This is a genomic window from Photorhabdus akhurstii (assembly GCF_018448925.1).
In the GTDB taxonomy this organism is placed as follows: Bacteria; Pseudomonadota; Gammaproteobacteria; order Enterobacterales; family Enterobacteriaceae; genus Photorhabdus; species Photorhabdus akhurstii.
The window spans coordinates 21,056-45,939 of the sequence record NZ_RCWE01000015.1 but is presented as its reverse complement, the minus strand read 5'-3'; the positions used below and the strand labels follow the sequence as shown (position 1 = coordinate 45,939).

Sequence of the window (24,884 nt, the reverse complement as noted above, 5' to 3'; positions counted from 1 at the left end):
AAAATATAGCGACAATAACGGCTTAAAAGTGATCTGATAAGTGGTAAATTTTCATTTTTTACGATAAAATTTTAAACAATTTACAGATTGATTATTTTTAAGATTCTGCGGAAAAGTGGGATCATTTTAAGGAGGACAAATATGTCTTCATATCGTGAATATCCTTGGTATCAGGTTCTTTTACGTCGTATTGGCGCTGTCACTTTCGGTATCCTGGCGTTTCCGGTTATGTTGTTTCGTCGTGATCGCGTTCGTTTTTACAGTTATTTGTATCGTGTATGGGTAAAAACCAGCGATAAACCCGTATGGTTAAAACAATCAGAACAGGTTTTGGCCGTCAAAAACGGTTAACAACTGACAATTGGAGACTGGTAACGGTATATTACTGTCATACAACTAATACACAGGACGAATATGATGCGTAATATTGAGCTGGAAAATGTGATTAACCAAGAGCTGAATGTTGGTGAGTTTCAGGATTACGCCCCCAATGGTTTACAAGTTGAAGGGCGTACTCATATTCAGCGAGTCGTTACCGGTGTGACCGCTTGTCAGGCTTTATTAGATGAAGCGGTTCGTCATCAGGCTGATGCTATTATCGTTCATCATGGCTATTTTTGGAAAAATGAGCCAGCGGTGATTCGTGGTATGAAACGTAATCGTCTGAAAACTCTACTCGGTAATGATATCAATTTATACGGCTATCATCTGCCGCTTGATGCTCATCCATCACTGGGAAATAACGCGCAATTGGCCCGTCTGATTAATGCGAAAGTTGTTGGGTTGATTGAACCATTCGTACCGCATGGGGAATTTGATCAGCCGATATCACCGGTGGAGTTAGCTTCACGTATTGAACAGGCGCTTGGTCGCAAGGTGTTGCATGTGAGCGATAACGCACCTGCGGAGATTCGCACGCTTGCCTGGTGCACCGGTGGTGGGCAAGGTTTTATTCAACAGGCGGCTGAATTTGGTGTTGATGCTTTCATTACCGGTGAAGTGTCAGAGCAGACGATTCATATCGCCCGTGAAATGGGGCTGCATTTTTATGCTGCGGGCCACCATGCCACCGAGCGTTATGGTATTAAGGCTTTAGGGGAGTGGTTGGTTGATAATTATGGTCTGGATGTCACTTTTATCGATATTCCAAATCCGGCGTAATCACGTTTTTCTAATGCTGACATTGAAATAAGCGAAGCCCACCACCGGTGGGCTTCAAAGCTTTTGATAAGCTTTTCATAATTAACGTTTTTTGATCAATAACGTTATTCTATCCGATTCATAGAACTGTGAATTTTGATCTTGGTGATCTCGCTACACACGCAAGTAGAGGCTACGTTTGATAATTTAGAGAGTAAGTCGCTTGTACCCACTCTTGGATAACGAGCATACACAAGGAAGGTGATGAGATCAATTTTTACGGTGCTTTAAGCTGTACTGGTATGGCATCAAATTTCACTGAATAATCTTTCCAATTGAATAAAGCCCTAGCTATTAAGCTAGCAAAAACTGCGGTAAACCCTTGTATCTTGAAAATTGATTACAACGTCAACATGATTAGATTTGGCACGGTGTGTGCAGACCGATAAACCCTTTCACATCCCAGCTTTGCCACCGCTGAACTGAATGCCTCACGTAACGGGTGTATCATCCGTCCATCAAAGCGCTTTCGACGGGATTTTGTCGTGAATATCAAATGCACAACCCGTTGATATCTTCCTGTCACAGGCTAAAATGAAGGCACTTTCTCAATGAGCGCTGAATATGTTAAGAGCGACCAAAGTCCGCCTCTACCCCACACCCGAACAGGCCGCGTATCTTAACGGCCAGTTCGGTGCGGTCCGTTTTGCGTACAATAAGGCGCTGCACATCAAAAAGCATGCTTATAGACGTCACGGTGTGAGTTTAAATCCGCGCAAAGATCTTAAACCGCTACTGGCGGTCGCGAAGAAATCACGCAAGTACGCCTGGCTCAAGGCATATGACGCCATCGCGTTACAGCAGGCGGTGATCAATCTGAATACCGCGTTTGATAATTTTTTCAATCCGAAGTTGCAAGCCAAATTTCCCACGTTCAAACGCAAACACGGCCGGCAATCCAGCTATCACTGTATTGGGGTGAAAGTGCTGGATGGCGCCGTGAAGATCCCGAAATTGTCACCGATAAAGGCGCACATACACCGAGAAATTGAAGGGCAAGTGAAGAGCATTACGCTCTCCCGAACAGCTACGGGAAAATATTTCGCCGCTATCCTGTGTGACGATGGTTGGGATGTACCGGAAAAGCCGGGCGTTATCACCCGCGTGACAGGGTGTGATATGGGTTTATCCCACTATCTTATCCAGTCGGACGGGGAGAAGGTGAATAACCCTCGTCACCTTATCAACGCCGCCCGTAACCTGCGTCGCAAGCAGAAAGCCCTGTCCCGAAAACAGAAAGGCAGCGCCAACCGTCGAAAGGCACGTTTACAGGTCGCCGCGGTACACGAACGGGTAGCCAATGCCCGTGCCGATTTTCAACACAAACTCTCCCGGACAATGGTTGACGAAAACCAAGCGGTCATTGTCGAGACGCTGAAATCGGCCAATATGATGAAGAATCACCACCTTGCTCGGGCTATCGGGGATGCTGGCTGGCATGGCTTCATCAAGAAACTGGAATACAAAGCCGCGGCGGCGGGCGTTCATCTGGTCAAACTGGATCAGTGGTTCGCCAGCTCGAAAACTTGCCATTGCTGCGGCCACAAAGTGCCGGAAATGCCGCTGCATAAGCGGATCTGGCTATGCCCTTGCTGTGGTGTCGAACATGACCGCGATATCAATGCGGCGCTCAACATCCAGTGCAAGGGCACAACAGAATTACAGGCGGCGGGACTCGTCGTTTCTGCCCACGGAGGCCCGCGTAAATCCGTTATATCGACGGTGGCGGCCTGAGAAGTGGGAAGCCTCGCCGTTTGCGGCGTGGAGCAGTCACAGCTTGGCCCTTATCGTAATCGGATTTTATTATTATTTTTCAAGCTGGCTTTTGAAATCACGTTTTGTGTAGCCGGTATAGAGTTGACGTGGGCGAGCAATTTTCACGCCATCATCATGCATTTCATTCCAGTGAGCGATCCAGCCGATAGTACGGGCAATGGCGAAAATAACAGTGAACATGGTGGATGGAATCCCCATTGCTTTCAGGATAATGCCTGAGTAGAAATCCACGTTCGGATACAGTTTCTTCTCAATAAAATAGGGGTCGTGTAGAGCAATACGTTCAAGCTCCATAGCAACTTCCAGCAGGCTGTCATTCAGGCCGAGTTCATCTAGCACTTCATGGCAGGTTTCACGCATGACGGTTGCGCGAGGATCATAGTTTTTGTAAACACGATGACCAAATCCCATCAGACGGAAAGCATCATTCTTATCTTTGGCCCGGTTAATAAATTCAGGAATATGTTCAACTGACTGGATTTCTTCCAGCATACGTAGACAAGCTTCGTTTGCGCCGCCATGAGCAGGTCCCCAGAGAGAAGCGATACCTGCGGCAATACAGGCAAATGGGTTGGCGCCGGAAGAACCTGCGGTACGTACTGTTGAGGTAGACGCGTTTTGTTCATGGTCCGCATGTAGGATTAAAATGCGATCCATAGCACGCTCCAGTACAGGGTTCACTTTATATTCTTCGCATGGTGTAGCGAACATCATGTGTAGGAAGTTGCCTGCGTAGGAGAGGTCATTGCGTGGATAAACGAATGGCTGACCAATAGAGTATTTGTAGCACATGGCGGCCACTGTCGGCATTTTTGACAGCAGACGGTAGGCGGTAATGTCTCGGTGACGTGGATTGTTCACATCCAGAGCATCATGATAGAAAGCAGCCAGAGCGCCGGTAACACCACACAGCACCGCCATTGGGTGCGAATCACGGCGGAAGCCGTTGAACAGGCGATGGATCTGTTCATGGATCATAGTGTGACGGGTAATAGTTTTTTTGAATTTATCAAACTGTTCTTGTGTTGGTGTCTCACCATACAGCAGGATATAACAGACTTCCAGATAAGTAGATTTTGTCGCTAGCTGGTCGATAGGGAAACCACGGTGCAGCAATACACCTTCGTTACCATCAATGTAGGTGATCTTGGATTCGCAAGATGCTGTAGAAGTAAAACCAGGGTCGTAGGTATAGAAACCTTGGGAGCCGAGAGTACGAACGTCGATGACTTTAGACCCAAGGGTCGGTGTTAGCACGTCCAATTCAATAGCAACTGAACCGTCTGGGGTTAGAGTTGCTTTGTTATCTGCCATTACAGTCTCCTTAGCGCTTTCATTTTTATAACTCTTAACAACCACGGCGGAAAGACACTATATAGAGTCTATCTTATCAGGCTATTTTATCGACCATTCTTTGTCATCAAGAACAGGCTTGGACGGTGCTCTGACAAAAGCGATCACTTTTGAATGCACTTTGGTGTGGCCCGCGCCGGTGAGCGATTTATGAGTGAATCGCCTCTTACAGACTGTGCGCATACTCCGGTTGCGGTGCAATCTGTGTTCCCAATTTATTGACAAGATGGCCTACACTCATAATGCCTGGTGGAATAGGTTCTTATACTGTGTCCCCTGACACTGTACTACCGGGGAAAAGCTGAAATCAGGCCAATATCACATTTAAGGCTGAAATTTCACCCCGGACGACAATGGTTTTCGGGTTGTTAGCGAATTTTTGAGAGTTATGTTTTATGCATTGACTACAAAAATGATTATGATTCGTGCGGACTACACAGTTACATAACTTTAGCTTTTCTTGAGGTCTTTCCTCTTACCAAAAATCAATCTCAAAAGTGTTTTCAACCATATATGTAAGATAAATGTTTAAAGTTTGTCAAACAAGATAATTAATTTTGTGCAATATGTTTGAATCGTGATCTTAATCACTGTTCAGTGGAAATGTAGCTAATCATATTGTGTTGGAATTGTAATAATAATGTGAAGCACATATACTGCCGCCAGGTCTCCGGATTACCCTGCTGTAGGAGCACCCAGCGTAACTAAATCACAACATTCCTTAACATCAAGGATCTATCGTTTGATTAAATGTTGTGTCTTTGTATCCTCTTATCGCTGTCTGATTTCCGCCCAGGTCCGGAGGAAGGAAAATAATAAAAGAGCTGTGTGGGCAAAATTGTGAAAAAACAAAGACCTGTCAACCTTGATTTGCAGACGATACACTTTCCAGTCTCTGCAATAGCCTCGATCTTGCACCGTGTCTCTGGCGTCATTACTTTCATAGCAGTAGGAATTCTCCTCTGGTTGTTAGGAATGTCTCTCTCCTCGCAAGAAGGGTTTCAGCAAGCCGCCGATATTATGACGGGATTTTTCGCTAAGTTTATTGTGTGGGGCATTCTGACCGCACTGGCTTACCATATCTGTGGTGGTATCCGTCATATGCTGATGGATTTCGGCTACTTGGAAGAAAACTTAGCGGTCGGTAGTCTCTCTGCCAAAGTGGCAATCGGGATTGCTGTTATTCTGTCGATTCTGGCTGGAGTACTGGTATGGTAAGTAACGCATCTGCATTGGGTCGCACGGGTATCCATGATTGGCTATTATTGCGCGCGTCCGCAATGATTATTGTTTTATATGTTCTTTATATGCTGGGCTTTGTCGTTACAACGTCGGATATCACTTATGAAGTCTGGCGGGGTTTCTTCGCCTCATCCATCACTAAAGTCTTCACTGTGCTGGCCCTGTTTTCCATTCTGGCTCACGCCTGGATTGGTATGTGGCAAGTACTAACTGACTATGTAAAGCCGCTGGCACTGCGTTTAATGCTGCAATTGGCGATTATCGTTGCGCTGATGGCTTACTTGATTTATGGAACAATTGTGGTGTGGGGTGTATAGATGAAACTGCCAGTAAGAGAGTTTGATGCAGTCGTTATTGGTGCGGGTGGCGCTGGCATGCGCGCTGCGCTACAAATTTCACAAATGGGATTATCCTGTGCTTTGATTTCCAAAGTATTCCCAACCCGTTCTCATACTGTATCCGCGCAGGGGGGGATCACCGTTGCGTTGGGTAACTCCCATGACGATAACTGGGAATGGCACATGTATGACACGGTGAAAGGCTCCGACTATATCGGTGACCAGGATGCGATTGAGTACATGTGTAAGACCGGGCCGGAGGCGATTCTGGAGCTGGAGCACATGGGGTTGCCATTTTCGCGTTTGGATGACGGTCGCATTTATCAACGTCCATTCGGCGGCCAGTCAAAAAACTTTGGTGGTGAGCAGGCGGCACGTACAGCCGCGGCGGCAGACCGTACCGGTCATGCCCTGTTGCATACGCTGTATCAGCAGAACTTAAAAAATCACACTACTATTTTTTCTGAATGGTATTCGTTGGATCTGGTTAAAAATCAGGATGGCAGCATTGTTGGTTGTACTGCGATCTCTATTGAAACCGGTGAAGTGGTTTATTTCAAAGCGAAGGCGACTATTCTGGCAACGGGTGGCGCCGGTCGCATCTATCAATCAACAACTAACGCTCACATTAACACCGGTGATGGTGTAGGTATGGCGCTGCGTGCGGGTGTGCCTGTACAGGATATGGAAATGTGGCAATTCCACCCAACCGGTATCGCCGGGGCGGGTGTTCTGGTGACGGAAGGCTGCCGCGGTGAAGGTGGTTATTTGTTGAATAAAGATGGTGAGCGCTTTATGGAGCGTTATGCACCAAATGCTAAAGATCTGGCTGGTCGTGATGTCGTGGCGCGTTCCATCATGATCGAAATCCGCGAAGGCCGTGGCTGTGATGGTCCTTGGGGGCCTCATGCTAAGCTGAAACTGGATCATTTGGGTAAAGAGGTGTTGGAATCTCGTCTGCCGGGTATTCTTGAATTATCCCGTACTTTCGCCCACGTTGATCCGGTAAAAGAACCGATCCCGGTTATTCCGACTTGCCACTATATGATGGGAGGCATCCCAACTAAAGTTACCGGTCAGGCACTGATGGTTAATGAAAAAGGTGAAGATGTGGTTATTCCGGGCCTGTTTGCTGTCGGTGAAATTGCCTGTGTATCTGTTCATGGCGCAAACCGTCTGGGGGGGAACTCTCTGTTGGATTTGGTGGTGTTTGGCCGTTCTGCCGGTTTGCACCTGAAAGAATCGCTGATGGAGCAAGGCACTAGCCGCGAAGCTAGCGAATCTGACATCGAAGTGTCCCTGCAACGTCTGAACCGTTGGAATAGCACCCGTACTGGTGAAGACCCGGTTAAAATTCGTAAAGATTTGCAAGCGTGTATGCAGAATAACTTCTCGGTATTCCGTGAAGGCGATGCAATGGCGAAAGGGCTGGAAGAGCTTAAAGTTATCCGTGAACGCCTGAAAAGTGCCCGTTTGGATGATACTTCCTCAGAGTTTAATACCCAACGTATTGAGTGTCTGGAGCTTGATAACCTGATGGAAACGGCATTTTCTACGGCGGTTGCTGCTAACTTCCGTACTGAAAGCCGCGGTGCTCATAGCCGTTTCGATTATCCGGATCGTGATGATGCGAACTGGTTATGCCATACCCTCTATCTACCGCAAACTGAAACTATGACTCGTCGTAATGTCAACATGCAGCCAAAACTGCGTGAAGCATTTCCGCCGAAAGCGCGTACTTACTAATGAGTTGCTGATAATCCAGTTGCGGAGGAATAGATTATGAAACTTGAATTTTCGATTTATCGTTACAACCCGGATGTTGACAGCGCTCCTCGTATGCAGGATTACACGCTGGAAGCAGAAGAAGGGCGTGACATGATGTTGCTGGATGCGTTAATCCAGCTTAAAGAGCAGGACCCAACACTTTCTTTCCGCCGTTCTTGCCGTGAAGGGGTTTGTGGTTCTGATGGCCTCAACATGAATGGTAAAAATGGCTTGGCCTGTATTACGCCTGTTTCGGCTTTGCGGCGTGGCAGCAAGAAAATTGTTATCCGTCCGTTGCCTGGTTTGCCGGTTATCCGTGACTTGGTTGTAGATATGGGGCAATTCTATGCGCAATATGAGAAGATTCGCCCATATTTGCTGAATGACGGTAAAAATCCACCGGCGCGTGAACATTTACAATCACCGGCACAAAGGGAAAAACTCGATGGTCTGTACGAATGTATCCTGTGTGCATGTTGCTCAACTTCCTGTCCGTCATTCTGGTGGAACCCTGATAAATTTATCGGGCCTGCGGGTTTACTGGCTGCATATCGCTTCCTGATTGACAGCCGTGATACTGAAACGGCTTCACGATTAGATAAGCTGAATGATGCTTTTAGTGTTTTCCGTTGCCATAGCATCATGAATTGTGTCAGTGTGTGCCCTAAGGGGTTGAATCCAACAAAAGCTATTGGCCATATTAAGTCTATGTTACTGAAACATAGTGCATAATAGGTCCGCCCTCCGCGAAATTTTTTTGTGGAGGGCACAAAGAATTGAAGAGTATGAGTTGCCAACTGCTAATGATGACAAAAGCTTGAGGAGAGGAACCTTTAAAAACGGTTGGGCGTTTTTTAAAGGTTCCTTGAAGGGTTCCGAAACCCAAAAGAGAACATGCATAAAGCACGTCCAAATGAACCTTTTATCGATACCGTATTTAAACGGTAATAGTTAACCACGGCGAAAACTAAAGCTTTTAAAGCTTAAGGGATCACAATGCAGAACGGCGCAATGAAGGACTGGCTGGATTCAAGCTTCCTGGCTGGTTCAAACCAGTCTTACATAGAGCAGATCTATGAAGACTATATAACCGATCCAAACTCCGTTGATGCAAGTTGGAGAGAGATTTTCCAACAATTGCCGAATGCGGGACTCAACGGTGAACAACTCCACTCGCAGACGCGTGATTACTTCCGCCGTCTTGCGAAAGATACTACGCGTTATCACTCCTCTGTCAGCGATCCAGCAATGGATGCAAAACAAGTTAAAGTTTTGCAGCTCATCAACGCATTTCGCTTTCGCGGTCATCAAAATGCGAACCTTGACCCGTTGGGATTATGGAAACAGGATAGCGTCCCTGATTTAGATCCTGCTTTCCATAATCTGACGGAAGCTGATTTTGCAGAGACATTTAACGTAGGCTCTTTTGCAATCGGCAAAGAGACGATGAAATTGGCTGATTTGTATGAAGCGCTGAAACGCACTTATTGCGGTTCTATTGGCGCTGAATACATGCACATCACCAATACGGAAGAAAAACGTTGGATTCAGCAGCGTCTGGAGTCTGTGACTGTCAGCTCTCAGTTTAGCGTAGAGGAAAAGCGGCGTTTTCTGGCGGAACTGACGGCGGCGGAAGGTTTGGAGCGTTATCTGGGAGCTAAGTTTCCGGGAGCGAAACGTTTCTCTCTTGAAGGTGGTGATGCGCTGATCCCCATGTTGAAGGATCTTATCCGTCATGCGGGTAAACATGACACACGAGAAGTTGTGCTAGGAATGGCTCACCGTGGTCGCCTCAACGTCTTGGTTAATATTTTAGGTAAAAAACCGGCTGATCTGTTTGATGAATTTGCCGGTAAACATAAAGAGCACCTTGGTACCGGTGACGTGAAATATCATCAAGGTTTCTCGTCTGATTTTGCCACCGAGGGCGCTCAGGTTCATTTGGCATTAGCATTTAACCCATCTCATCTTGAGATTGTCAGCCCTGTCGTTATTGGTTCAGTACGCGCCCGCCGTGATCGTCTGGATGAAGGTCTCAGTAATATGGTGTTGCCAATCACTATCCACGGTGATGCGGCTGTTACCGGTCAGGGAGTGGTGCAAGAGACTCTGAACATGTCTCAGGCTCGTGGTTATGAGGTAGGCGGTACAATTCGTATTGTCATCAATAACCAGATCGGTTTCACAACGTCTAACCCGAAAGATGCCCGTTCAACACAATACTGTACCGATATTATTAAAATGGTACAGGCACCGATTTTCCACGTTAATGCAGACGATCCGGAAGCGGTGGCATTTGTCACCCGTTTAGCACTGGATTTCCGTAATACCTTCAAACGTGATGTGATGATCGATCTGGTCTGTTACCGCCGTCATGGTCATAACGAAGCTGATGAGCCCAGTGCAACTCAGCCAATGATGTATCAGAAAATCAAGAAACACCCAACGCCACGTAAAATCTATGGTGACAAGCTGGCGGCTGAGAACTTGATATCAGTCGATGATGTGACCGAGATGGTTAATCTGTATCGTGATGCCCTCGACCGTGGTGATTGTGTCGTTGATGAGTGGCGCTCAATGGGGCTGCACTCATTTACTTGGGAACCTTATCTAAATCACGAATGGGATGAAGAGTATCCACATAAAGTTGATATCAAGCGCTTGCAAGATCTGGGTAGACGCATCAGTTCTGTCCCGGAAGCAGTGACAATGCACTCCCGTGTAGTGAAGATTTATAACGACCGTGCCGAGATGGCAAACGGCGATAAATTGTTCGATTGGGGCGCCGCGGAAACATTGGCCTACGCAACTTTAGTGGATGAAGGGGTTTCGGTGCGTTTGTCTGGTGAAGATGCTGGTCGTGGTACCTTCTTCCATCGTCATGCTGTTATCCATAATCAGTCTGATGGTTCTGTTTATGTTCCTTTGGCGAACGTTCATAACGGTCAGGGAGCATTCGATGTTTGGGATTCTGTTCTGTCCGAAGAAGCGGTGTTGGCATTTGAGTATGGCTACGCAACAACAGAACCTCGTGCTCTGACAATCTGGGAAGCTCAGTTTGGTGATTTTGCCAACGGCGCACAGGTTGTTATTGACCAATTCATCAGCTCTGGTGAGCAGAAATGGGGCCGTATGTGCGGCTTGGTTATGCTGCTGCCTCATGGTTATGAAGGGCAGGGGCCTGAACACTCCTCCGCTCGTTTGGAGCGTTATCTGCAACTGTGTGCAGAACAGAACATGCAGGTTTGTGTACCATCAACGCCAGCCCAGGTCTACCATATGCTTCGCCGTCAGGCTTTGCGCGGTATGCGCCGTCCGTTGATCGTGATGTCGCCAAAATCACTGTTGCGCCATCCATTAGCTGTTTCTGGTTTGGATGAACTGGCTAACGGTAAATTCCAGACAGTGATTGGTGAAACTGACGCTCTTGATCCGAAAGGCGTTAAACGAGTTGTACTTTGTTCAGGTAAAGTCTACTACGACCTGTTGGAACAACGTCGTAAAAATGAACAAACTGATGTCGCTATCGTGCGTATTGAGCAACTATATCCATTCCCTCATCAGGATGTTCAGTCAACACTGGAACAGTATGCTCATGTACATGATTTTGTCTGGTGCCAGGAAGAGCCGTTAAATCAGGGGGCCTGGTATTGCAGTCAGCACAACTTCCGTGAAGTGATCCCGTTCGGGGCTTCTTTACGTTATGCAGGTCGTCCTGCGTCTGCTTCCCCGGCAGTTGGATATACGTCAGTTCACCAGCAACAACAACAAGAGCTGGTTAATGACGCACTGAACGTTGAATAAATAAAGGATATAAAATGAGTAGCGTAGATATTCTGGTTCCGGATTTGCCTGAGTCTGTTGCTGATGCCACTGTGGCAGTTTGGCACAAAAAAGAGGGTGACCGTGTTGAACGTGATGAAGTGCTGGTTGAAATCGAAACAGATAAAGTTGTGCTGGAAGTGCCTGCCAGCGAGGCCGGTGTTTTAGAAGCCATTTTAGAACAGAAAGACGCCACTGTTCTGTCCCGTCAGCTTCTTGGTCGTATCCGTCTGGGCGATAGCACCGGCAAGCCAGCGGAAATAAAAGAGAAAACAGAAGCGACTTTGGCGAAACGCCAGACGGCGGGTTTAGAAGAAGAGAGCAATGATGCGCTCAGCCCGGCGGTTCGCCGTTTGATTGCAGAGCATGATCTTGATGCTAAAGCGATTAAAGGCAGTGGTGTTGGTGGACGTATTGTCCGTGAAGACGTGGAAAAATACATGGCTGATAACGAAAAAGTGGCTAGCAAGTCCGCAGAAGCCCCTGTTTCTGCCCAGGATTCTCTGTTGCCGCACCGCAGTGAAAAACGTGTTCCAATGACTCGCCTGCGTAAGCGCGTAGCTGAACGTCTGCTGGAAGCGAAAAACAACACTGCGATGTTGACAACATTTAACGAAGTTAACATGAAGCCCATTCAAGACATGCGTAAACAGTACGGCGAGGCGTTTGAAAAACGTCACGGTGTGCGTCTGGGTTTTATGTCTTTCTATGTGAAAGCCGTGGTTGAAGCACTGAAACGCTATCCAGAAGTGAATGCTTCTATTGATGGCACTGATGTGGTTTACCACAACTATTTCGATATCAGTATTGCGGTATCAACACCGCGTGGTCTGGTAACGCCAGTACTGCGTGATGCCGATGCACTGAGCATGGCTGATCTCGAAAAACGCATTAAAGAGCTGGCTATCAAAGGCCGCGACGGCAAATTGACCGTTGAAGAGCTGACGGGTGGTAACTTTACCATTACTAATGGCGGTGTATTCGGCTCCTTAATGTCTACGCCAATCATTAACCCACCACAGAGTGCGATTCTTGGCATGCATGCCATCAAAGATCGCCCAATGGCGGTTAATGGTCAGGTGGAGATCCTTCCAATGATGTACCTGGCACTGTCTTATGACCACCGTCTGATCGATGGACGTGAGTCTGTAGGCTTCCTGGTGACCATCAAAGAAATGCTGGAAGATCCTGCACGTTTGCTGCTGGACGTATAGCAACATAATCAGGGCAGATACGCGCTAATATCTGCCCAGTCTGAAGTAAACAAATGTATATGTACAGCCAGTCTTTTCTTTGGACTGGCTATATCCAAAGCAACAAAAAAATCAGAGAGCAACCTACTTATTTTTGCTCTCCTCAGACTTAATTATGGATAGAACATCATGAATTTACACGAGTATCAGGCAAAACAGCTTTTTGCACGGTATGGTTTACCCGCTCCGGCTGGTTACGCCTGCACAACACCGCGTGAAGCAGAAGAAGCTGCATCTAAAATCGGCTCTGGCCCTTGGGTGGTGAAGTGCCAGGTTCATGCCGGCGGTCGCGGTAAAGCGGGCGGCGTGAAAGTGGTTAACAGTAAAGAAGAAATTCGCGCTTTCGCTGAACAATGGCTGGGCAAACGTCTGGTTACTTACCAGACAGATGCGCAAGGTCAGCCTGTTCGTCAGATTTTAGTGGAAGGGGCAACTGATATTGCGAAGGAGCTGTATCTCGGTGCTGTGGTTGATCGTGGTACACGTCGTGTAGTGTTCATGGCTTCTACTGAAGGTGGTGTTGAAATTGAAAAAGTTGCGGAAGAGACCCCGGAACTGATTCATAAAGCGATTATTGACCCACTGATTGGTCCTATGCCTTATCAGGGGCGTGAACTGGCATTTAAATTAGGTTTAACCGGTAAACAAGTCAGCCAGTTCACTAAAATTTTCTTAGGGTTGGCAAATCTGTTCCTGGAGCGCGATCTGGCTCTGGTTGAAATTAACCCATTGGTTATTACCACTCAAGGTGATTTGATTTGTCTGGATGGCAAACTGGGCGCTGACGGCAACGCACTGTTCCGTCAGGCTGAATTGCGTGAAATGCATGACCCATCTCAGGAAGATCCCCGTGAAGCTCAGGCGGCACAGTGGGAACTGAACTATGTCGCGCTGGATGGCAATATTGGTTGCATGGTAAACGGTGCGGGCTTGGCTATGGGGACGATGGATATCGTTAAATTGCATGGCGGGGCGCCAGCTAACTTCCTTGATGTCGGTGGTGGCGCAACCAAAGAGCGTGTTACAGAAGCGTTTAAGATCATCCTGTCAGATGAAAATGTAAAAGCGGTATTGGTTAATATCTTTGGTGGTATTGTTCGTTGTGACCTGATTGCTGACGGTATTATTGGCGCGGTGGAAGAAGTTGGAGTTCACGTACCGGTTGTTGTTCGTTTGGAAGGAAACAATGCTGATCTGGGCGCGAAAAAACTGGCTGACAGTGGTTTAAATATCATTGCCGCAACCAGCTTGACAGATGCAGCTAAGCAAGCAGTAGCAGCAGTGGGGGCAAAATAAATAATGTCTATTTTAATTGATAAAAACACCAAAGTTATCTGTCAGGGTTTCACTGGCAGCCAAGGTACTTTCCACTCAGAACAAGCGATTGCTTACGGCACCCAAATGGTTGGCGGGGTGACTCCGGGTAAGGGTGGCACTGAGCATCTGGGATTACCTGTTTTCAATACCGTTCGTGAAGCGGTAGAAGCAACAGGGGCAACGGCTTCTGTTATCTATGTTCCTGCGCCATTCTGTAAAGACTCTATTCTGGAAGCGATTGACGCAGGTATTAAACTGATTATCACTATTACCGAAGGTATTCCGACACTGGATATGCTGGCGGTTAAAGTGAAATTGGATGAAGCGGGTGTGCGTATGATCGGCCCTAACTGTCCGGGAGTCATTACACCAGATGAATGTAAGATCGGTATTATGCCGGGCCACATTCATCGGGCGGGTAAGGTTGGTATCGTTTCCCGTTCAGGCACGCTGACTTATGAAGCAGTAAAACAGACCACTGATGCAGGTTTAGGGCAATCTACCTGCGTTGGTATCGGCGGGGATCCAATTCCAGGTTCTAACTTCATCGATATTTTGAAATTGTTCCAGCAAGATCCGCAAACAGAAGCCATCGTAATGATTGGTGAAATTGGTGGTACAGCGGAAGAAGAAGCGGCGGCTTATATTAAAGAGCATGTCACTAAGCCGGTTGTCGCCTACATCGCGGGTGTGACTGCGCCAAAAGGTAAGCGTATGGGCCATGCCGGCGCCATTATCGCAGGTGGCAAAGGAACGGCGGACGAAAAATTTGCTGCTCTGGAAGCGGCAGGCGTGAAAACTGTTCGTAGCTTGGCTGACATCGGTGATGCGGTAAAAGATTTACTCGCTAGCAAGTAAATTATGATAAAAAACTCTTATCTATTAGGCCGCTGTAAAGTGGCCTTTTTATTTGTATAGACGGTATTCACTGCTACTAGATTCATTAAATCTTTATTTTCACTTTGTTATTCTCCAATTAAATTAAACTGAATTTCATTAATGCTATTTATTAAAATGAAATTTAATAAAGATGAAGTTAATAATAATATTTTCTTAAGGATGAAAATAAGAAGTTAATTTTAAAAGTCATTTCACAGCAATATAGAAATCAATATTTATCTAAATGAACAAATAATTAACAAGATATCAACCAAAATGAAATAATAGACAAAGTAATTAACACTAACCAGAAAAAGATAACTAAAATCAAGTTATTACTATAGCATTATTGCTTTAGTTTGCTTAAATTGACTCTGATCAAATTAATTCCTATTAAACATGGCTGCAATTCTTGACCTATATTCAGAATTCTAATCTGAATCACGTAAAACCTATTTATTGTATGGGAATATAAGCGTACTATACTATTAGTCTAATTAGTTTTTAATTTACTTAGTAATGAGTTGTTATTTTAAAGGCATTTATTGCTGGTAGTTACGGGGCTTTTGCATGAGTTCTTTGAGAAAAGGGCTTATATGAAGTCAGGTTGCCGCAAGTCGGTGTCTTCCTGCTAGGAGCAAGGAGTCAAGATGTTTGATATTGTCGAACTGTCACGATTACAGTTTGCCTTAACTGCGATGTATCACTTCCTATTCGTTCCGCTAACGCTTGGTATGGCGTTTTTGCTGGCGATCATGGAAACGGTATATGTGCTTTCCGGTAAACAAATTTATAAAGATATGACGAAGTTCTGGGGCAAGTTATTTGGTATTAACTTTGCTCTGGGGGTCGCAACAGGGTTGACTATGGAGTTCCAGTTTGGGACTAACTGGTCATACTTTTCTCACTACGTTGGTGACATTTTCGGTGCGCCTCTGGCGATTGAAGGCTTGATGGCGTTCTTCCTGGAGTCTACATTCGTAGGCTTGTTCTTCTTCGGTTGGGATCGTCTCAGTAAGACGCAACATCTGGCGGTAACTTGGTTGGTCGCACTAGGATCTAACTTCTCTGCGCTTTGGATTCTGATTGCTAACGGTTGGATGCAAAACCCGATTGCTTCTGATTTCAACTTTGAAACTATGCGTATGGAGATGGTCAGTTTTGCTGAACTGGTACTAAACCCGGTTGCTCAGGTGAAATTTGTTCATACCGTTGCAGCGGGTTATGTGACAGGGGCGATCTTTGTTCTCGGTATCAGCTCTTACTACCTGCTTAAAGGCCGTGATATTCCATTTGCTAAACGTTCATTTGCGATTGCTTCAAGCTTTGGTATCGCGGCTGTGTTGTCTGTTATTGTGTTGGGTGATGAATCTGGCTACGAAATGGGCGACGTACAGAAGACTAAGCTGGCATCAATCGAAGCTGAATGGGAAACTCAGGCACCGCCGGCCGCTTTTACACTGATAGGTATTCCGGATCAGGATAAAATGGAAAATAAATATGCCATCCAGATCCCTTATCTTATGGGATTGATTGCTACCCGTTCCGTTGATACCCCGGTCATTGGTCTGCGTGATCTGATGGAGCAGCATGAGGTGCGTATTCGTAACGGTATAAAGGCTTATGGACTGTTAGAAGAATTGCGTGCCGGTAACACAGACCCGACTGTTCGTACTGCATTCAATGAGAGTAAACAAGATCTGGGTTATGGCATGTTGCTGAAACGTTATACCAGCAAAGTGACTGATGCCAGTGAAGAACAGATCAAAGCAGCCGCGAAAGATTCTATTCCTCGTGTTGCGCCGCTCTATTTTGCATTCCGTATCATGGTTGCAGCCGGCTTCCTGATGTTATTGTTGATTGGTTTGGCGTTTTGGAGTGTTATCCGTGGCCGTATTGGTAAACAAAAATGGTTACTTCGCGCCGCACTGTACAGCATTCCATTGCCGTGGATTGCCATAGAATCAGGCTGGTTTGTGGCGGAATATGGTCGTCAACCGTGGGCAATCGGTGAAGTTCTGCCAACTGCGGTGGCGAGTTCCAATTTAACAGCCGGCGATATCTTGTTCTCTATGGCGCTAATTTGTGGCCTTTATACCTTATTCCTGATTGCGGAAATGTTTTTGATGTTCAAATTTGCCCGCCTTGGCCCAAGTAGCCTAAAAACCGGGCGTTACCATTTTGAACAGAAAACAACTTCAGCACCCGATGCTCAGTAAACAGGAGTCCACTTATGTTTGATTATGAAGTACTACGATTTATCTGGTGGCTACTGATTGGCGTGCTGCTAATCGGTTTTGCGGTAACTGATGGTTTTGATATGGGAGTTGGTATCCTGTTACGTATCATCGGGAAAAACGATACTGAGCGTCGCATCATGATTAACTCAGTGGCGCCGCATTGGGATGGTAACCAAGTTTGGCTGATTACCGCCGGTGGAGCGCTGTTCGCCGCATGGCCGATGGTCTATGCCGCGGCGTTCTCTGGCTTCTATGTTGCTATGATCCTAGTGTTATCTGCATTGTTCTTCCGTCCGGTTGGTTTTGATTACCGCTCCAAACTGGAAGACCGCAAGTGGCGTAACATGTGGGATTGGGGAATCGTTGTCGGTAGTTTTGTTCCGCCATTAGTTATCGGCGTGGCATTCGGTAATCTATTACAGGGAGTGCCGTTTAACGTTGACTCTCAACTCCGCTTGTTCTACTCCGGCTCCTTCTTTGGATTGCTCAACCCATACGGTTTATTGGCGGGAGTGATCAGCTTGATGATGATTGTGACGCAGGGGGCGACTTATCTGCAAATGCGTACTACGGGTGAGTTGCGTCTGCGTTCTCGTACCGCAACTTACCTCTGTGCGCTGGTGACAATGGTGGCTTTTCTGCTGGCAGGTGTATGGCTGATTTATGGTATTGATGGTTATGTTGTGACTGGCGGCTTGGATACGATGGCTCAATCTAACCCATTACATAAAGAAGTCGCTCATCAGGCTGGTGCTTGGCTGACTAACTTTAACAACTATCCGTGGTTGTGGGTGCTACCGGCACTGGGCGTGGCTTCGCCTTTGCTGACGATGCTGATGACGCGTATGAATAAAGCTGGATGGGCATTCCTGTTCTCTTCACTGACAATAGCTGGCATCATTTTGGCCTGCGGTGTAACGATGTTCCCATTTGTGATGCCTTCAATCACTAATCCTAATGTCAGCTTGACGATGTGGGATGCGACTTCAAGCTTGATGACGCTGCGTGTCATGTTTGTGGTTGCATTGATTTTTGTCCCAATTGTTCTGGGATATACCATTTGGTGTTATTACAAAATGTTTGGACGTTTGGATAAAAGCTTTATTGAAGATAACAAACATTCACTGTACTAAGGAGCATAAAGCATGTGGTATTTTGCTTGGATTCTCGGAACGCTCTTGGCTTGTAGTTTCGCTATAATCGCTGCCTTAGCTTTTGAGCATAATGAAGAAGAAAAAGCCGCTAAAAATAGCGAGAAATCGTGTTGATAGATAAATACTATCGGCTAATGGATAAAGCCCCCATTCGGGGCCTTATCCTTATTGCGGCATTAATGTTTGCCGCTTGTGTATTCTGGGACCCGGCTCGTTTTGCGGCTAACACCAGTTCATTGCAGATATGGCAAGGTATTTTGCTAATATGGGCTGTATGTACAGGTGTGATTTTCGGGGTGGGTTTTCAGCCAAGAAATATCGTCTGGCGCGTTTTTTTCTCTCCTTTGCCGGCATTCTTGATTTTGATTTGGGGTTTGTATCGTTTCTTTATGAGTTAATTCTGTATGTTATGGGGCTTCTGACCCATAAATTTTTTATTTGCACATTATTCCAAAGCCGCATTGTCTTGAGTATAGTGGCAGCGTTAATTCGCCTTATGTAGGATTGAAAGTGAGTAATACGTTGTTCCGGTGGCCCATTCGTATTTATTACGAAGATACAGATGTGAGTGGGATAGTTTATAATGGCCGTTATGTGGTCTTTTATGAAAGAGCACGTACTGAGATGTTACGTCAGCATGGAATTCATCAACAGCGTTTACTTGATGAACAAATTGCATTTGTTGTTCGGCGTATGGTGGTTGATTATCGTGCCCCGGCCCGGCTTGATGATATGTTAGAGGTGCAGAGCGAAATTACGGATATTCGTAGAGCGTCTTTGACATTTATTCAACGCATTGTTGATGGTAATGGGACAATTCTTAACAGCGCAGAAGTTTTAATCGCCTGCGTGAATACATCTCAAATGAAGCCGATTGCGCTTCCAAAGTCTATTGTCGCGGAGTTTAAGCAGTGACTGACATGAACATTCTAGATTTATTCCTGAAAGCGGGCCTTTTGGTGCAGCTGATCATGCTTATTTTGATCTGCTTTTCCGTTGCTTCATGGGCGATCATTATTCAAAGGACCAAAATTCTCAATGCGGCGACTCGTGAAGCGGAAGCGTTTGAAGATAAATTCTGGTCGGGTATTGAATTATCACGCTTATATAAGGAAAGTCAGTCGCGTCGAGATTCTTTAGGTGGAACAGAACAAATTTTTTATTCTGGGTTCAAAGAATTTGCCCGTCTGCGTCATGCAAATAATCATGCTCCAGAAGCGGTAGTAACAGGAGCTTCGCGTGCAATGCGTATCTCAATGAATCGTGAATTGGAATCGTTAGAAAGCCATATTCCATTCTTGGGTACCGTTGGCTCAATTAGCCCGTATATCGGTTTGTTTGGTACTGTTTGGGGGATCATGCATGCGTTTATCGCGTTAGGTGCGGTAAAACAGGCCACTCTCCAGATGGTGGCGCCGGGTATTGCAGAAGCGTTGATTGCAACGGCGATTGGTCTGTTTGCAGCGATTCCGGCAGTTATGGCATACAACCGCCTGAATCAGCGTGTTAATAAGCTGGAGCAAAATTACGATAACTTTATGGAAGAGTTTCTGGCTATTTTGCATCGTCAGGCTTTCGCTGCTGAAAATAAAGCAGAGAACAAATAGTAAGGGGAGAAGCTATGGCACGCACCCGTAGTCGCAAGCGTGAGCTGAAATCCGAAATCAATATCGTTCCCTTACTGGACGTGTTGCTGGTTCTGTTGCTTATCTTTATGGCGACAGCGCCGATTATCACTCAAAGCGTAGAAGTTGATCTGCCGGATGCGGTAGATTCTAAAACGGTTTCCAACTCTGATAATCCACCGGTAATCGTGGAGGTTTCTGGTGTTGGTCAGTACACCATGATAGTTAACCATGAACGATTGGAGTTATTGCCTGAGCCGCAGATTATTGCGGAAGCGCAGGCGCGAATAAAAGAGAATCCAAAAACCATTTTCTTAATCGGTGGTTCGAAGGAAGTGCCTTACGATGAGATTATTAAGGCACTCAACATGCTGCATCGGGCAGGTGTGAAATCCGTTGGTTTAATGACTCAGCCTATCTGAGTTTAGCCGGCAGTTGCTGTTATTTGAAGATCTTGGATATCGAGCGTGGGAAAGACAAACGGGCAAAACAATAAATTAAATCGCGCTGTTATCGTTTCGGTTGTGTTGCATATTATTTTGATTGGGTTACTTATTTGGGGTTCCCTGACACGAAAAACTGAAATGGGTGGCGGTGGTCAGGATGGTTCTGTTATTGATGCTGTGATGGTCGATCCGAATGCGGTAGTACAGCAGTACAACCAACAGCAACAACAACAGGCCGATGCTAAACGTGCAGAGCAGTTACGAAAGAAGAAAGCCGAACAGCAGGCCGCTGAATTAAGGGAAAAACAGGTCGAAGAGCAGGAGCGTTTAAAGGCGGTAGAAGAAGAACGAATTAAGGCGCAACAAGCAGCGGAAGAACAGAAAAAGCAAGCTTTAGAAGCCGCAAACAAAGCCCGTGAAGAGCAAAAACAGGCAGAAGAAGCTGCGGCAAAGGCTAAGGCTGAAAAAGAGAAACTGATTAAAGAGCAGGCTGAGGCGCAGAAGAAAGCCGAAGCTGAAGCTAAGAAAGAGGCTGAAGCCGCTGCTGCTAAACAAAAAGCCGCGGAAGAAGCGAAAGCCAAAGCAGAAGCTGAGGTTAAAGCAAAAGCCAAGGCTGAAGCGGATGCAAAGGCTAAAGCCAAGGCTGACGCTGACGCCAAGAAAAAAGCTGCGGCGCAAGCTGCTAAACAGGAAAGTGAAGTTGATGACTTACTGGGTGGCTTAACTTCCAATGCACCGAAACAGCAGGGAGGGGCTTCTGCCGCCGGTAAAGGTGGCGGCAAGAAAAGTGGAGCTTCAAATGCCGACATTAATAACTATCTGGGGCAGATCCAGATAGCGATACAGAATAAGTTTTACGATCCAAGCATGTATCGTGGTCGTACCTGTGCATTACGGATTAAACTTGCTCCTGATGGCTTGTTGATTGATGTAAAGTCAGAGGGGGGAGACCCGGCGTTGTGCCAAGCGGCGGTAGCGGCGGCTAAACAAGCGAAACTTCCGAAACCGCCAAGCAAAGAGGTTTACGAAGTGTTTAAAAACGCGCCGCTTGATTTTAAACCTCAATGAAGCTGTTATTTAGAAGTTATTAAGCTATCTGGTTTTGTTTGTTGACGTTTGTTAATATTCTGCGAATTATTGCGACTATTCCATCGTGATAAGGGAGAGATTAATGAGGCAGGCTTTTAAAGTAGTACTAGGCATTTTAATGTTGTGGGCCACGGTTGCTTACGCAGAAGTTCGTATTGAGATCACCCAAGGTGTCGATTCTGCGCGTCCTATTGGCGTTGTACCTTTTAAATGGACTGGAGCGGGGAATGCACCGGAAGATATTGGGGCGATCGTTGGGGCCGATCTTCGCAACAGCGGGAAATTTAACCCTATTGATGTCAGCCGTATGCCGCAGCAACCAACAACGGCATCTGAGGTGACACCTGCTGCGTGGTCGGCGTTAGGGATTGATGCTGTTGTTGTTGGGCAGATCCAACCAAGTGCGGATGGTGGTTTTTTAATCTCTTATCAATTGGTTGATACTGCGAGCGCTCCGGGCACGGTGCTTGCTCAGGATCAATTTAAAGTGACCAAACAGTGGTTGCGTTATGCTGCGCATACAGCCAGTGATCAAGTATTTGAAAAACTGACGGGTATCAAAGGCGCATTCCGTACCCGTTTGGCATATATTGTAAAAACGAATGGCGGTAAATATCCGTATGAACTGCGTGTATCTGATTACGATGGTTACAACCAGTTCACTGTCCACCGTTCGCCGGAACCGTTGATGTCGCCGGCATGGTCTCCTGATGGAGCCAAACTGGCTTATGTGACATTTGAAAGCGGCCGTTCTGCCTTGGTGATCCAGACCTTGGCGAGTGGTGAGGTGCGTCAGGTTGCCTCCTTCCCGCGTCATAACGGTGCGCCTGCATTTTCCCCTGATGGCAGTAAATTGGCATTTGCTCTATCTAAATCGGGTAGTTTGAATCTTTACGTGATGGATTTGGGTTCAGCTCAGATTCGTCAGGTTACAGATGGCCGCAGTAACAACACTGAGCCAAGTTGGATGCCGGATAACCAGACTTTGGTTTACACCTCTGATCAGGGTGGTCGTCCACAGTTATATAAAACCGATATTAATGGCGGTGCTCCGCAACGTCTCACTTGGGAAGGCACACAAAACCAGGATGCTGATGTAAGCGCAGATGGTAGTTTTGTGGTGATGGTCAGCTCAGAGAGTGGTAAGCAGCACATAGCTAAACAAGATCTGGCAACGGGAGCCGTTCAAATTTTGACGGATACGTTCCTGGATGAAACGCCGAGTATCGCACCTAACGGCACTATGGTGATTTATAGCTCCACCCAAGGGTTGGGGACTGTATTGCAGCTAGTTTCGACTGACGGGCGTTTCAAAGCGCGTCTTCCGGCAACCGATGGACAGGTAAAATTCCCTGCCTGGTCGCCGTATCTGTGATGCATAATAATATGTATGGCAAATTTTAAAAGGATCAAAGAGATGCAACTGAACAAAGTGCTAAAAGGGCTGATGTTAGCTTTACCAGTTATGGCCGTAGCAGCGTGTAGTTCTAACAAGAATGCTGATAACGATCAGACTGGTGTCGGCACTGTTAACGAAACTAATGCGGGTCTGTCAGCAGAGGAATTAGCTCGTCAGCAAATGCAAGAGCTACAAAACAACAACATCGTATATTTTGGTTTTGACAAATACGACGTTGGCTCAGATTTTACTCAGCTGTTAGACGCTCACGCGGCATTCCTGCGCAGCAACCCATCTTATAAAGTTGTTGTAGAAGGTCATGCTGACGAACGTGGTACTCCTGAGTACAACATCGCATTAGGTGAACGCCGTGCTAATGCAGTGAAAATGTACCTGCAAGGCAAAGGTGTTTCCGGTGAGCAAATCTCTATCGTCTCTTACGGTAAAGAGAAACCTGCTGTACTGGGTCACGACGAAGCAGCCTATGCTAAGAACCGTCGCGCAGTACTGGCATACTAAGAGTAGTTCATGAACAGTAACTTCAGACATCATGTTTTGGGTCTGTCGTTACTGGTTGGCGTAGCGGTTCCTTGGGCCGCTATTGCCCAAGCGCCAATCAGTAATGTCGGATCGGGTTCTACCGATGAGCGCCTTACCCAATTAGAGCGGATTTCCAACGCTCACAGTCAGCTATTAACGCAACTCCAGCAACAACTTGCTGATTCTCAACGTGATATTGACATGCTTCGAGGGCAGATTCAGGAGAATCAGTATCAGCTCAATCAGATTATAGAGCGGCAGAAGGACATTTATCAGCAACTGGAAGGGGCTGCCAGTTCTGAGGGGAGCAAACCTGCTGCAAATACAGCTTCTTCAACGGCAAGCCATAGTGGCAATCAGGCATCATCATCTGTCGGCACGGGCAGTGAGAAAGGTGATTATGACGCTGCTGTTCATTTGGCGGTGAATACCAAAGAGTATGATAAAGCGATTGTAGCCTTTCAAAGTTTCGTGAAGAGTTACCCAAAGTCGAGCTATATGCCTAATGCCAATTACTGGTTAGGGCAGCTTAATTACAACAAGGGTAAAAAAGACGAAGCCGCGTATTACTTTGCTACGGTAGTCAAAGAGTACCCAAAGTCGCAGAAGAGTGGTGAATCGCTTTATAAAGTTGGTTTAATCATGCAGGACAAGGGGCAGAAGGATAAAGCGAGATCGGTTTATCAACAGGTCATGAAACAATACCCTGGTTCGAATGCAGCTAAACTGGCGGAGAAAAAGCTTTCTACTCTATAATTATTGGCCCCGGAAGGGTGTAGTAATACATTTTCGGGGTTAATTGAGTGTTTAATAAGCATTTAAACGTAATTTGAAAAAATAATCATTGCGTAGCGCGGAGAAATCAGTAATATATGCCGCCGTTGCCGAGAGAAGTCACAAGATGGGTCGTTAGCTCAGTCGGTAGAGCAGTTGACTTTTAATCAATTGGTCACAGGTTCGAATCCTGTACGACCCACCATCTTAAAGCTTCATTCAAAACCAATTCCCTAGATGGGTCGTTAGCTCAGTCGGTAGAGCAGTTGACTTTTAATCAATTGGTCGCAGGTTCGAATCCTGCACGACCCACCATCTTGAAACTTCATTCAAAAACAAATCCTTCAGATAAGTCGTTAGCTCAGTCGGTAGAACAGTTGGCTTTTAATCAATGGGTCGCAGGTTCGAGCCGAGCGAAGCGAGACAACAGCGCGTAAGCGCTGGCCCGAAGGGCGAGGCCACAGGCCGAGTCATCCTGCACGACCCACCATCTTAAAGCTTCATTCAAAACCAATTCCCTAGATGGGTCGTTAGCTCAGTCGGTAGAACAGTTGGCTTTTAATCAATGGGTCGCAGGTTCGAGCCGAGCGAAGCGAGACAACAGCGCGTAAGCGCTGGCCCGAAGGGCGAGGCCACAGGCCGAGTCATCCTGCACGACCCACCATCTTGA

At 46.5% G+C, this 24,884-nt stretch carries 23 protein-coding genes, 3 tRNA genes, 1 other RNA gene and 1 pseudogene; 26 read left to right on the top strand and 2 right to left on the bottom strand.

What is annotated here, in order from left to right; genetic code table 11:
- Window positions 1-141: 141 nt before the first annotated feature.
- A complete protein-coding gene (locus tag EAE93_RS15875) occupies window positions 142-351 on the top strand; it encodes a YbfA family protein (protein WP_036812824.1) in 210 nt (69 codons plus the stop codon).
- A gap of 66 nt (window positions 352-417) precedes the next feature.
- Window positions 418-1,161 (top strand): type 2 GTP cyclohydrolase I, encoded by a 744-nt coding sequence (locus tag EAE93_RS15870; RefSeq protein WP_214040097.1) that lies wholly within the window; start codon window positions 418-420, stop codon window positions 1,159-1,161.
- Between the two features lie 433 nt (window positions 1,162-1,594).
- Here EAE93_RS15870 and EAE93_RS25615 read toward each other — a convergent pair.
- Window positions 1,595-1,705, bottom strand: a pseudogene (locus EAE93_RS25615) (IS200/IS605 family transposase); the annotation flags it as partial.
- Window positions 1,706-1,764: 59 nt separating this feature from the next.
- Here EAE93_RS25615 and EAE93_RS15865 point away from each other — a divergent pair.
- Complete coding sequence (locus EAE93_RS15865) at window positions 1,765-2,934, top strand: RNA-guided endonuclease InsQ/TnpB family protein (protein WP_036780852.1); 1,170 nt, start codon at window positions 1,765-1,767, stop codon at window positions 2,932-2,934.
- Window positions 2,935-3,006: 72 nt separating this feature from the next.
- Here the strand turns inward: EAE93_RS15865 and EAE93_RS15860 are convergent, their stop codons facing one another.
- The gene (locus EAE93_RS15860) at window positions 3,007-4,290 is read right to left on the bottom strand and encodes a citrate synthase (RefSeq protein WP_036780850.1); all 1,284 of its coding nucleotides are present in this window, start codon (window positions 4,288-4,290) and stop codon (window positions 3,007-3,009) included.
- Between the two features lie 867 nt (window positions 4,291-5,157).
- On the opposite strand from EAE93_RS15860, the gene sdhC reads away from it, so the two are divergent.
- The 23 genes from sdhC (at window position 5,158) to EAE93_RS15745 (ending at window position 24,878) form a co-directional block, all read left to right on the top strand.
- The gene (gene sdhC, locus EAE93_RS15855) at window positions 5,158-5,547 is read left to right on the top strand and encodes a succinate dehydrogenase cytochrome b556 subunit (protein ID WP_036780848.1); all 390 of its coding nucleotides are present in this window, start codon (window positions 5,158-5,160) and stop codon (window positions 5,545-5,547) included.
- Window positions 5,541-5,888 (top strand): succinate dehydrogenase membrane anchor subunit, encoded by a 348-nt coding sequence (gene sdhD / locus EAE93_RS15850; RefSeq protein ID WP_036780845.1) that lies wholly within the window; start codon window positions 5,541-5,543, stop codon window positions 5,886-5,888. The genes sdhC and sdhD overlap by 7 nt, the downstream gene beginning before the upstream one ends.
- Entirely contained in the window at window positions 5,889-7,655 is a 1,767-nt protein-coding gene (gene sdhA / locus EAE93_RS15845) for a succinate dehydrogenase flavoprotein subunit (protein ID WP_214040063.1), read from the top strand. It abuts the gene before it with no gap.
- 36 nt (window positions 7,656-7,691) lie between these two features.
- Entirely contained in the window at window positions 7,692-8,408 is a 717-nt protein-coding gene (locus tag EAE93_RS15840) for a succinate dehydrogenase iron-sulfur subunit (RefSeq protein WP_036780842.1), read from the top strand.
- Window positions 8,409-8,672: 264 nt separating this feature from the next.
- Window positions 8,673-11,480, top strand: a complete 2,808-nt coding sequence (gene sucA, locus EAE93_RS15835; protein WP_214040062.1) for a 2-oxoglutarate dehydrogenase E1 component — start codon at window positions 8,673-8,675, stop codon at window positions 11,478-11,480.
- A 14-nt stretch (window positions 11,481-11,494) separates the two neighbouring features.
- Entirely contained in the window at window positions 11,495-12,712 is a 1,218-nt protein-coding gene (gene odhB / locus EAE93_RS15830; protein WP_036812839.1) for a 2-oxoglutarate dehydrogenase complex dihydrolipoyllysine-residue succinyltransferase, read from the top strand.
- 168 nt (window positions 12,713-12,880) lie between these two features.
- The gene (gene sucC / locus EAE93_RS15825; protein WP_036812840.1) at window positions 12,881-14,047 is read left to right on the top strand and encodes an ADP-forming succinate--CoA ligase subunit beta; all 1,167 of its coding nucleotides are present in this window, start codon (window positions 12,881-12,883) and stop codon (window positions 14,045-14,047) included.
- A 3-nt stretch (window positions 14,048-14,050) separates the two neighbouring features.
- Window positions 14,051-14,926 carry a succinate--CoA ligase subunit alpha gene (gene sucD / locus EAE93_RS15820; protein WP_036812842.1) on the top strand — a complete coding sequence of 292 codons (876 nt, stop codon included), beginning with the start codon at window positions 14,051-14,053 and terminating at the stop codon, window positions 14,924-14,926.
- Window positions 14,927-15,597: 671 nt separating this feature from the next.
- Window positions 15,598-17,166 (top strand): cytochrome ubiquinol oxidase subunit I, encoded by a 1,569-nt coding sequence (gene cydA / locus EAE93_RS15815; RefSeq protein WP_036812845.1) that lies wholly within the window; start codon window positions 15,598-15,600, stop codon window positions 17,164-17,166.
- A gap of 14 nt (window positions 17,167-17,180) precedes the next feature.
- The gene (gene cydB, locus EAE93_RS15810) at window positions 17,181-18,320 is read left to right on the top strand and encodes a cytochrome d ubiquinol oxidase subunit II (RefSeq protein WP_214040061.1); all 1,140 of its coding nucleotides are present in this window, start codon (window positions 17,181-17,183) and stop codon (window positions 18,318-18,320) included.
- Window positions 18,321-18,332: 12 nt separating this feature from the next.
- Entirely contained in the window at window positions 18,333-18,455 is a 123-nt protein-coding gene (gene cydX, locus EAE93_RS15805; protein WP_071647116.1) for a cytochrome bd-I oxidase subunit CydX, read from the top strand.
- On the top strand, window positions 18,449-18,739 hold the full coding sequence (gene ybgE, locus EAE93_RS15800) for a cyd operon protein YbgE (RefSeq protein ID WP_415186296.1): 291 nt from the start codon (window positions 18,449-18,451) through the stop codon (window positions 18,737-18,739). The genes cydX and ybgE overlap by 7 nt, the downstream gene beginning before the upstream one ends.
- Window positions 18,740-18,851: 112 nt before the next feature.
- Complete coding sequence (ybgC, locus tag EAE93_RS15795) at window positions 18,852-19,256, top strand: tol-pal system-associated acyl-CoA thioesterase (RefSeq protein ID WP_036780827.1); 405 nt, start codon at window positions 18,852-18,854, stop codon at window positions 19,254-19,256.
- Window positions 19,253-19,948: a Tol-Pal system protein TolQ gene (gene tolQ / locus EAE93_RS15790; RefSeq protein ID WP_036812848.1), complete on the top strand. Its 696-nt coding sequence runs from the start codon at window positions 19,253-19,255 to the stop codon at window positions 19,946-19,948. Before ybgC ends, tolQ begins: the two co-directional genes overlap by 4 nt.
- 14 nt (window positions 19,949-19,962) lie before the next feature.
- Window positions 19,963-20,388, top strand: a complete 426-nt coding sequence (gene tolR / locus EAE93_RS15785) for a colicin uptake protein TolR (protein ID WP_036812850.1) — start codon at window positions 19,963-19,965, stop codon at window positions 20,386-20,388.
- A 45-nt stretch (window positions 20,389-20,433) separates the two neighbouring features.
- Window positions 20,434-21,480 carry a cell envelope integrity protein TolA gene (gene tolA, locus EAE93_RS15780; RefSeq protein WP_214040060.1) on the top strand — a complete coding sequence of 349 codons (1,047 nt, stop codon included), beginning with the start codon at window positions 20,434-20,436 and terminating at the stop codon, window positions 21,478-21,480.
- A 103-nt stretch (window positions 21,481-21,583) separates the two neighbouring features.
- A complete protein-coding gene (gene tolB, locus EAE93_RS15775) occupies window positions 21,584-22,876 on the top strand; it encodes a Tol-Pal system beta propeller repeat protein TolB (protein ID WP_036812856.1) in 1,293 nt (430 codons plus the stop codon).
- Window positions 22,877-22,918: 42 nt separating this feature from the next.
- The gene (pal, locus tag EAE93_RS15770; protein WP_036780818.1) at window positions 22,919-23,419 is read left to right on the top strand and encodes a peptidoglycan-associated lipoprotein Pal; all 501 of its coding nucleotides are present in this window, start codon (window positions 22,919-22,921) and stop codon (window positions 23,417-23,419) included.
- 9 nt (window positions 23,420-23,428) lie between these two features.
- On the top strand, window positions 23,429-24,196 hold the full coding sequence (gene cpoB, locus EAE93_RS15765) for a cell division protein CpoB (protein WP_036812858.1): 768 nt from the start codon (window positions 23,429-23,431) through the stop codon (window positions 24,194-24,196).
- Between the two features lie 147 nt (window positions 24,197-24,343).
- Window positions 24,344-24,419, top strand: a tRNA-Lys gene (locus tag EAE93_RS15760).
- Window positions 24,420-24,453: 34 nt separating this feature from the next.
- Window positions 24,454-24,529, top strand: a tRNA-Lys gene (locus EAE93_RS15755).
- A gap of 45 nt (window positions 24,530-24,574) precedes the next feature.
- A non-coding RNA gene (locus EAE93_RS15750) (RtT sRNA) lies at window positions 24,575-24,704 on the top strand.
- 34 nt (window positions 24,705-24,738) lie between these two features.
- Window positions 24,739-24,878, top strand: a tRNA-Lys gene (locus EAE93_RS15745).
- The last annotated feature ends 6 nt before the right edge of the window (window positions 24,879-24,884 follow it).

Excerpts from the sequence above, each read along its gene's own strand:
- EAE93_RS15875 (WP_036812824.1), top strand. The coding sequence starts at position 142 with ATGTCTTCATATCGTGAATATCCTTGGTATCAGGTTCTTTTACGTCGT.
- EAE93_RS15870 (WP_214040097.1), top strand. The coding sequence starts at position 418 with ATGCGTAATATTGAGCTGGAAAATGTGATTAACCAAGAGCTGAATGTT.
- EAE93_RS15865 (WP_036780852.1), top strand. The coding sequence starts at position 1,765 with ATGTTAAGAGCGACCAAAGTCCGCCTCTACCCCACACCCGAACAGGCC.
- EAE93_RS15860 (WP_036780850.1), bottom strand. The coding sequence starts at position 4,290 with ATGGCAGATAACAAAGCAACTCTAACCCCAGACGGTTCAGTTGCTATT.
- sdhD (WP_036780845.1), top strand. The coding sequence starts at position 5,541 with ATGGTAAGTAACGCATCTGCATTGGGTCGCACGGGTATCCATGATTGG.
- sdhA (WP_214040063.1), top strand. The coding sequence starts at position 5,889 with ATGAAACTGCCAGTAAGAGAGTTTGATGCAGTCGTTATTGGTGCGGGT.
- EAE93_RS15840 (WP_036780842.1), top strand. The coding sequence starts at position 7,692 with ATGAAACTTGAATTTTCGATTTATCGTTACAACCCGGATGTTGACAGC.
- sucA (WP_214040062.1), top strand. The coding sequence starts at position 8,673 with ATGCAGAACGGCGCAATGAAGGACTGGCTGGATTCAAGCTTCCTGGCT.
- odhB (WP_036812839.1), top strand. The coding sequence starts at position 11,495 with ATGAGTAGCGTAGATATTCTGGTTCCGGATTTGCCTGAGTCTGTTGCT.
- sucC (WP_036812840.1), top strand. The coding sequence starts at position 12,881 with ATGAATTTACACGAGTATCAGGCAAAACAGCTTTTTGCACGGTATGGT.
- sucD (WP_036812842.1), top strand. The coding sequence starts at position 14,051 with ATGTCTATTTTAATTGATAAAAACACCAAAGTTATCTGTCAGGGTTTC.
- cydA (WP_036812845.1), top strand. The coding sequence starts at position 15,598 with ATGTTTGATATTGTCGAACTGTCACGATTACAGTTTGCCTTAACTGCG.
- cydB (WP_214040061.1), top strand. The coding sequence starts at position 17,181 with ATGTTTGATTATGAAGTACTACGATTTATCTGGTGGCTACTGATTGGC.
- cydX (WP_071647116.1), top strand. The coding sequence starts at position 18,333 with ATGTGGTATTTTGCTTGGATTCTCGGAACGCTCTTGGCTTGTAGTTTC.
- tolR (WP_036812850.1), top strand. The coding sequence starts at position 19,963 with ATGGCACGCACCCGTAGTCGCAAGCGTGAGCTGAAATCCGAAATCAAT.
- tolB (WP_036812856.1), top strand. The coding sequence starts at position 21,584 with ATGAGGCAGGCTTTTAAAGTAGTACTAGGCATTTTAATGTTGTGGGCC.
- pal (WP_036780818.1), top strand. The coding sequence starts at position 22,919 with ATGCAACTGAACAAAGTGCTAAAAGGGCTGATGTTAGCTTTACCAGTT.
- cpoB (WP_036812858.1), top strand. The coding sequence starts at position 23,429 with ATGAACAGTAACTTCAGACATCATGTTTTGGGTCTGTCGTTACTGGTT.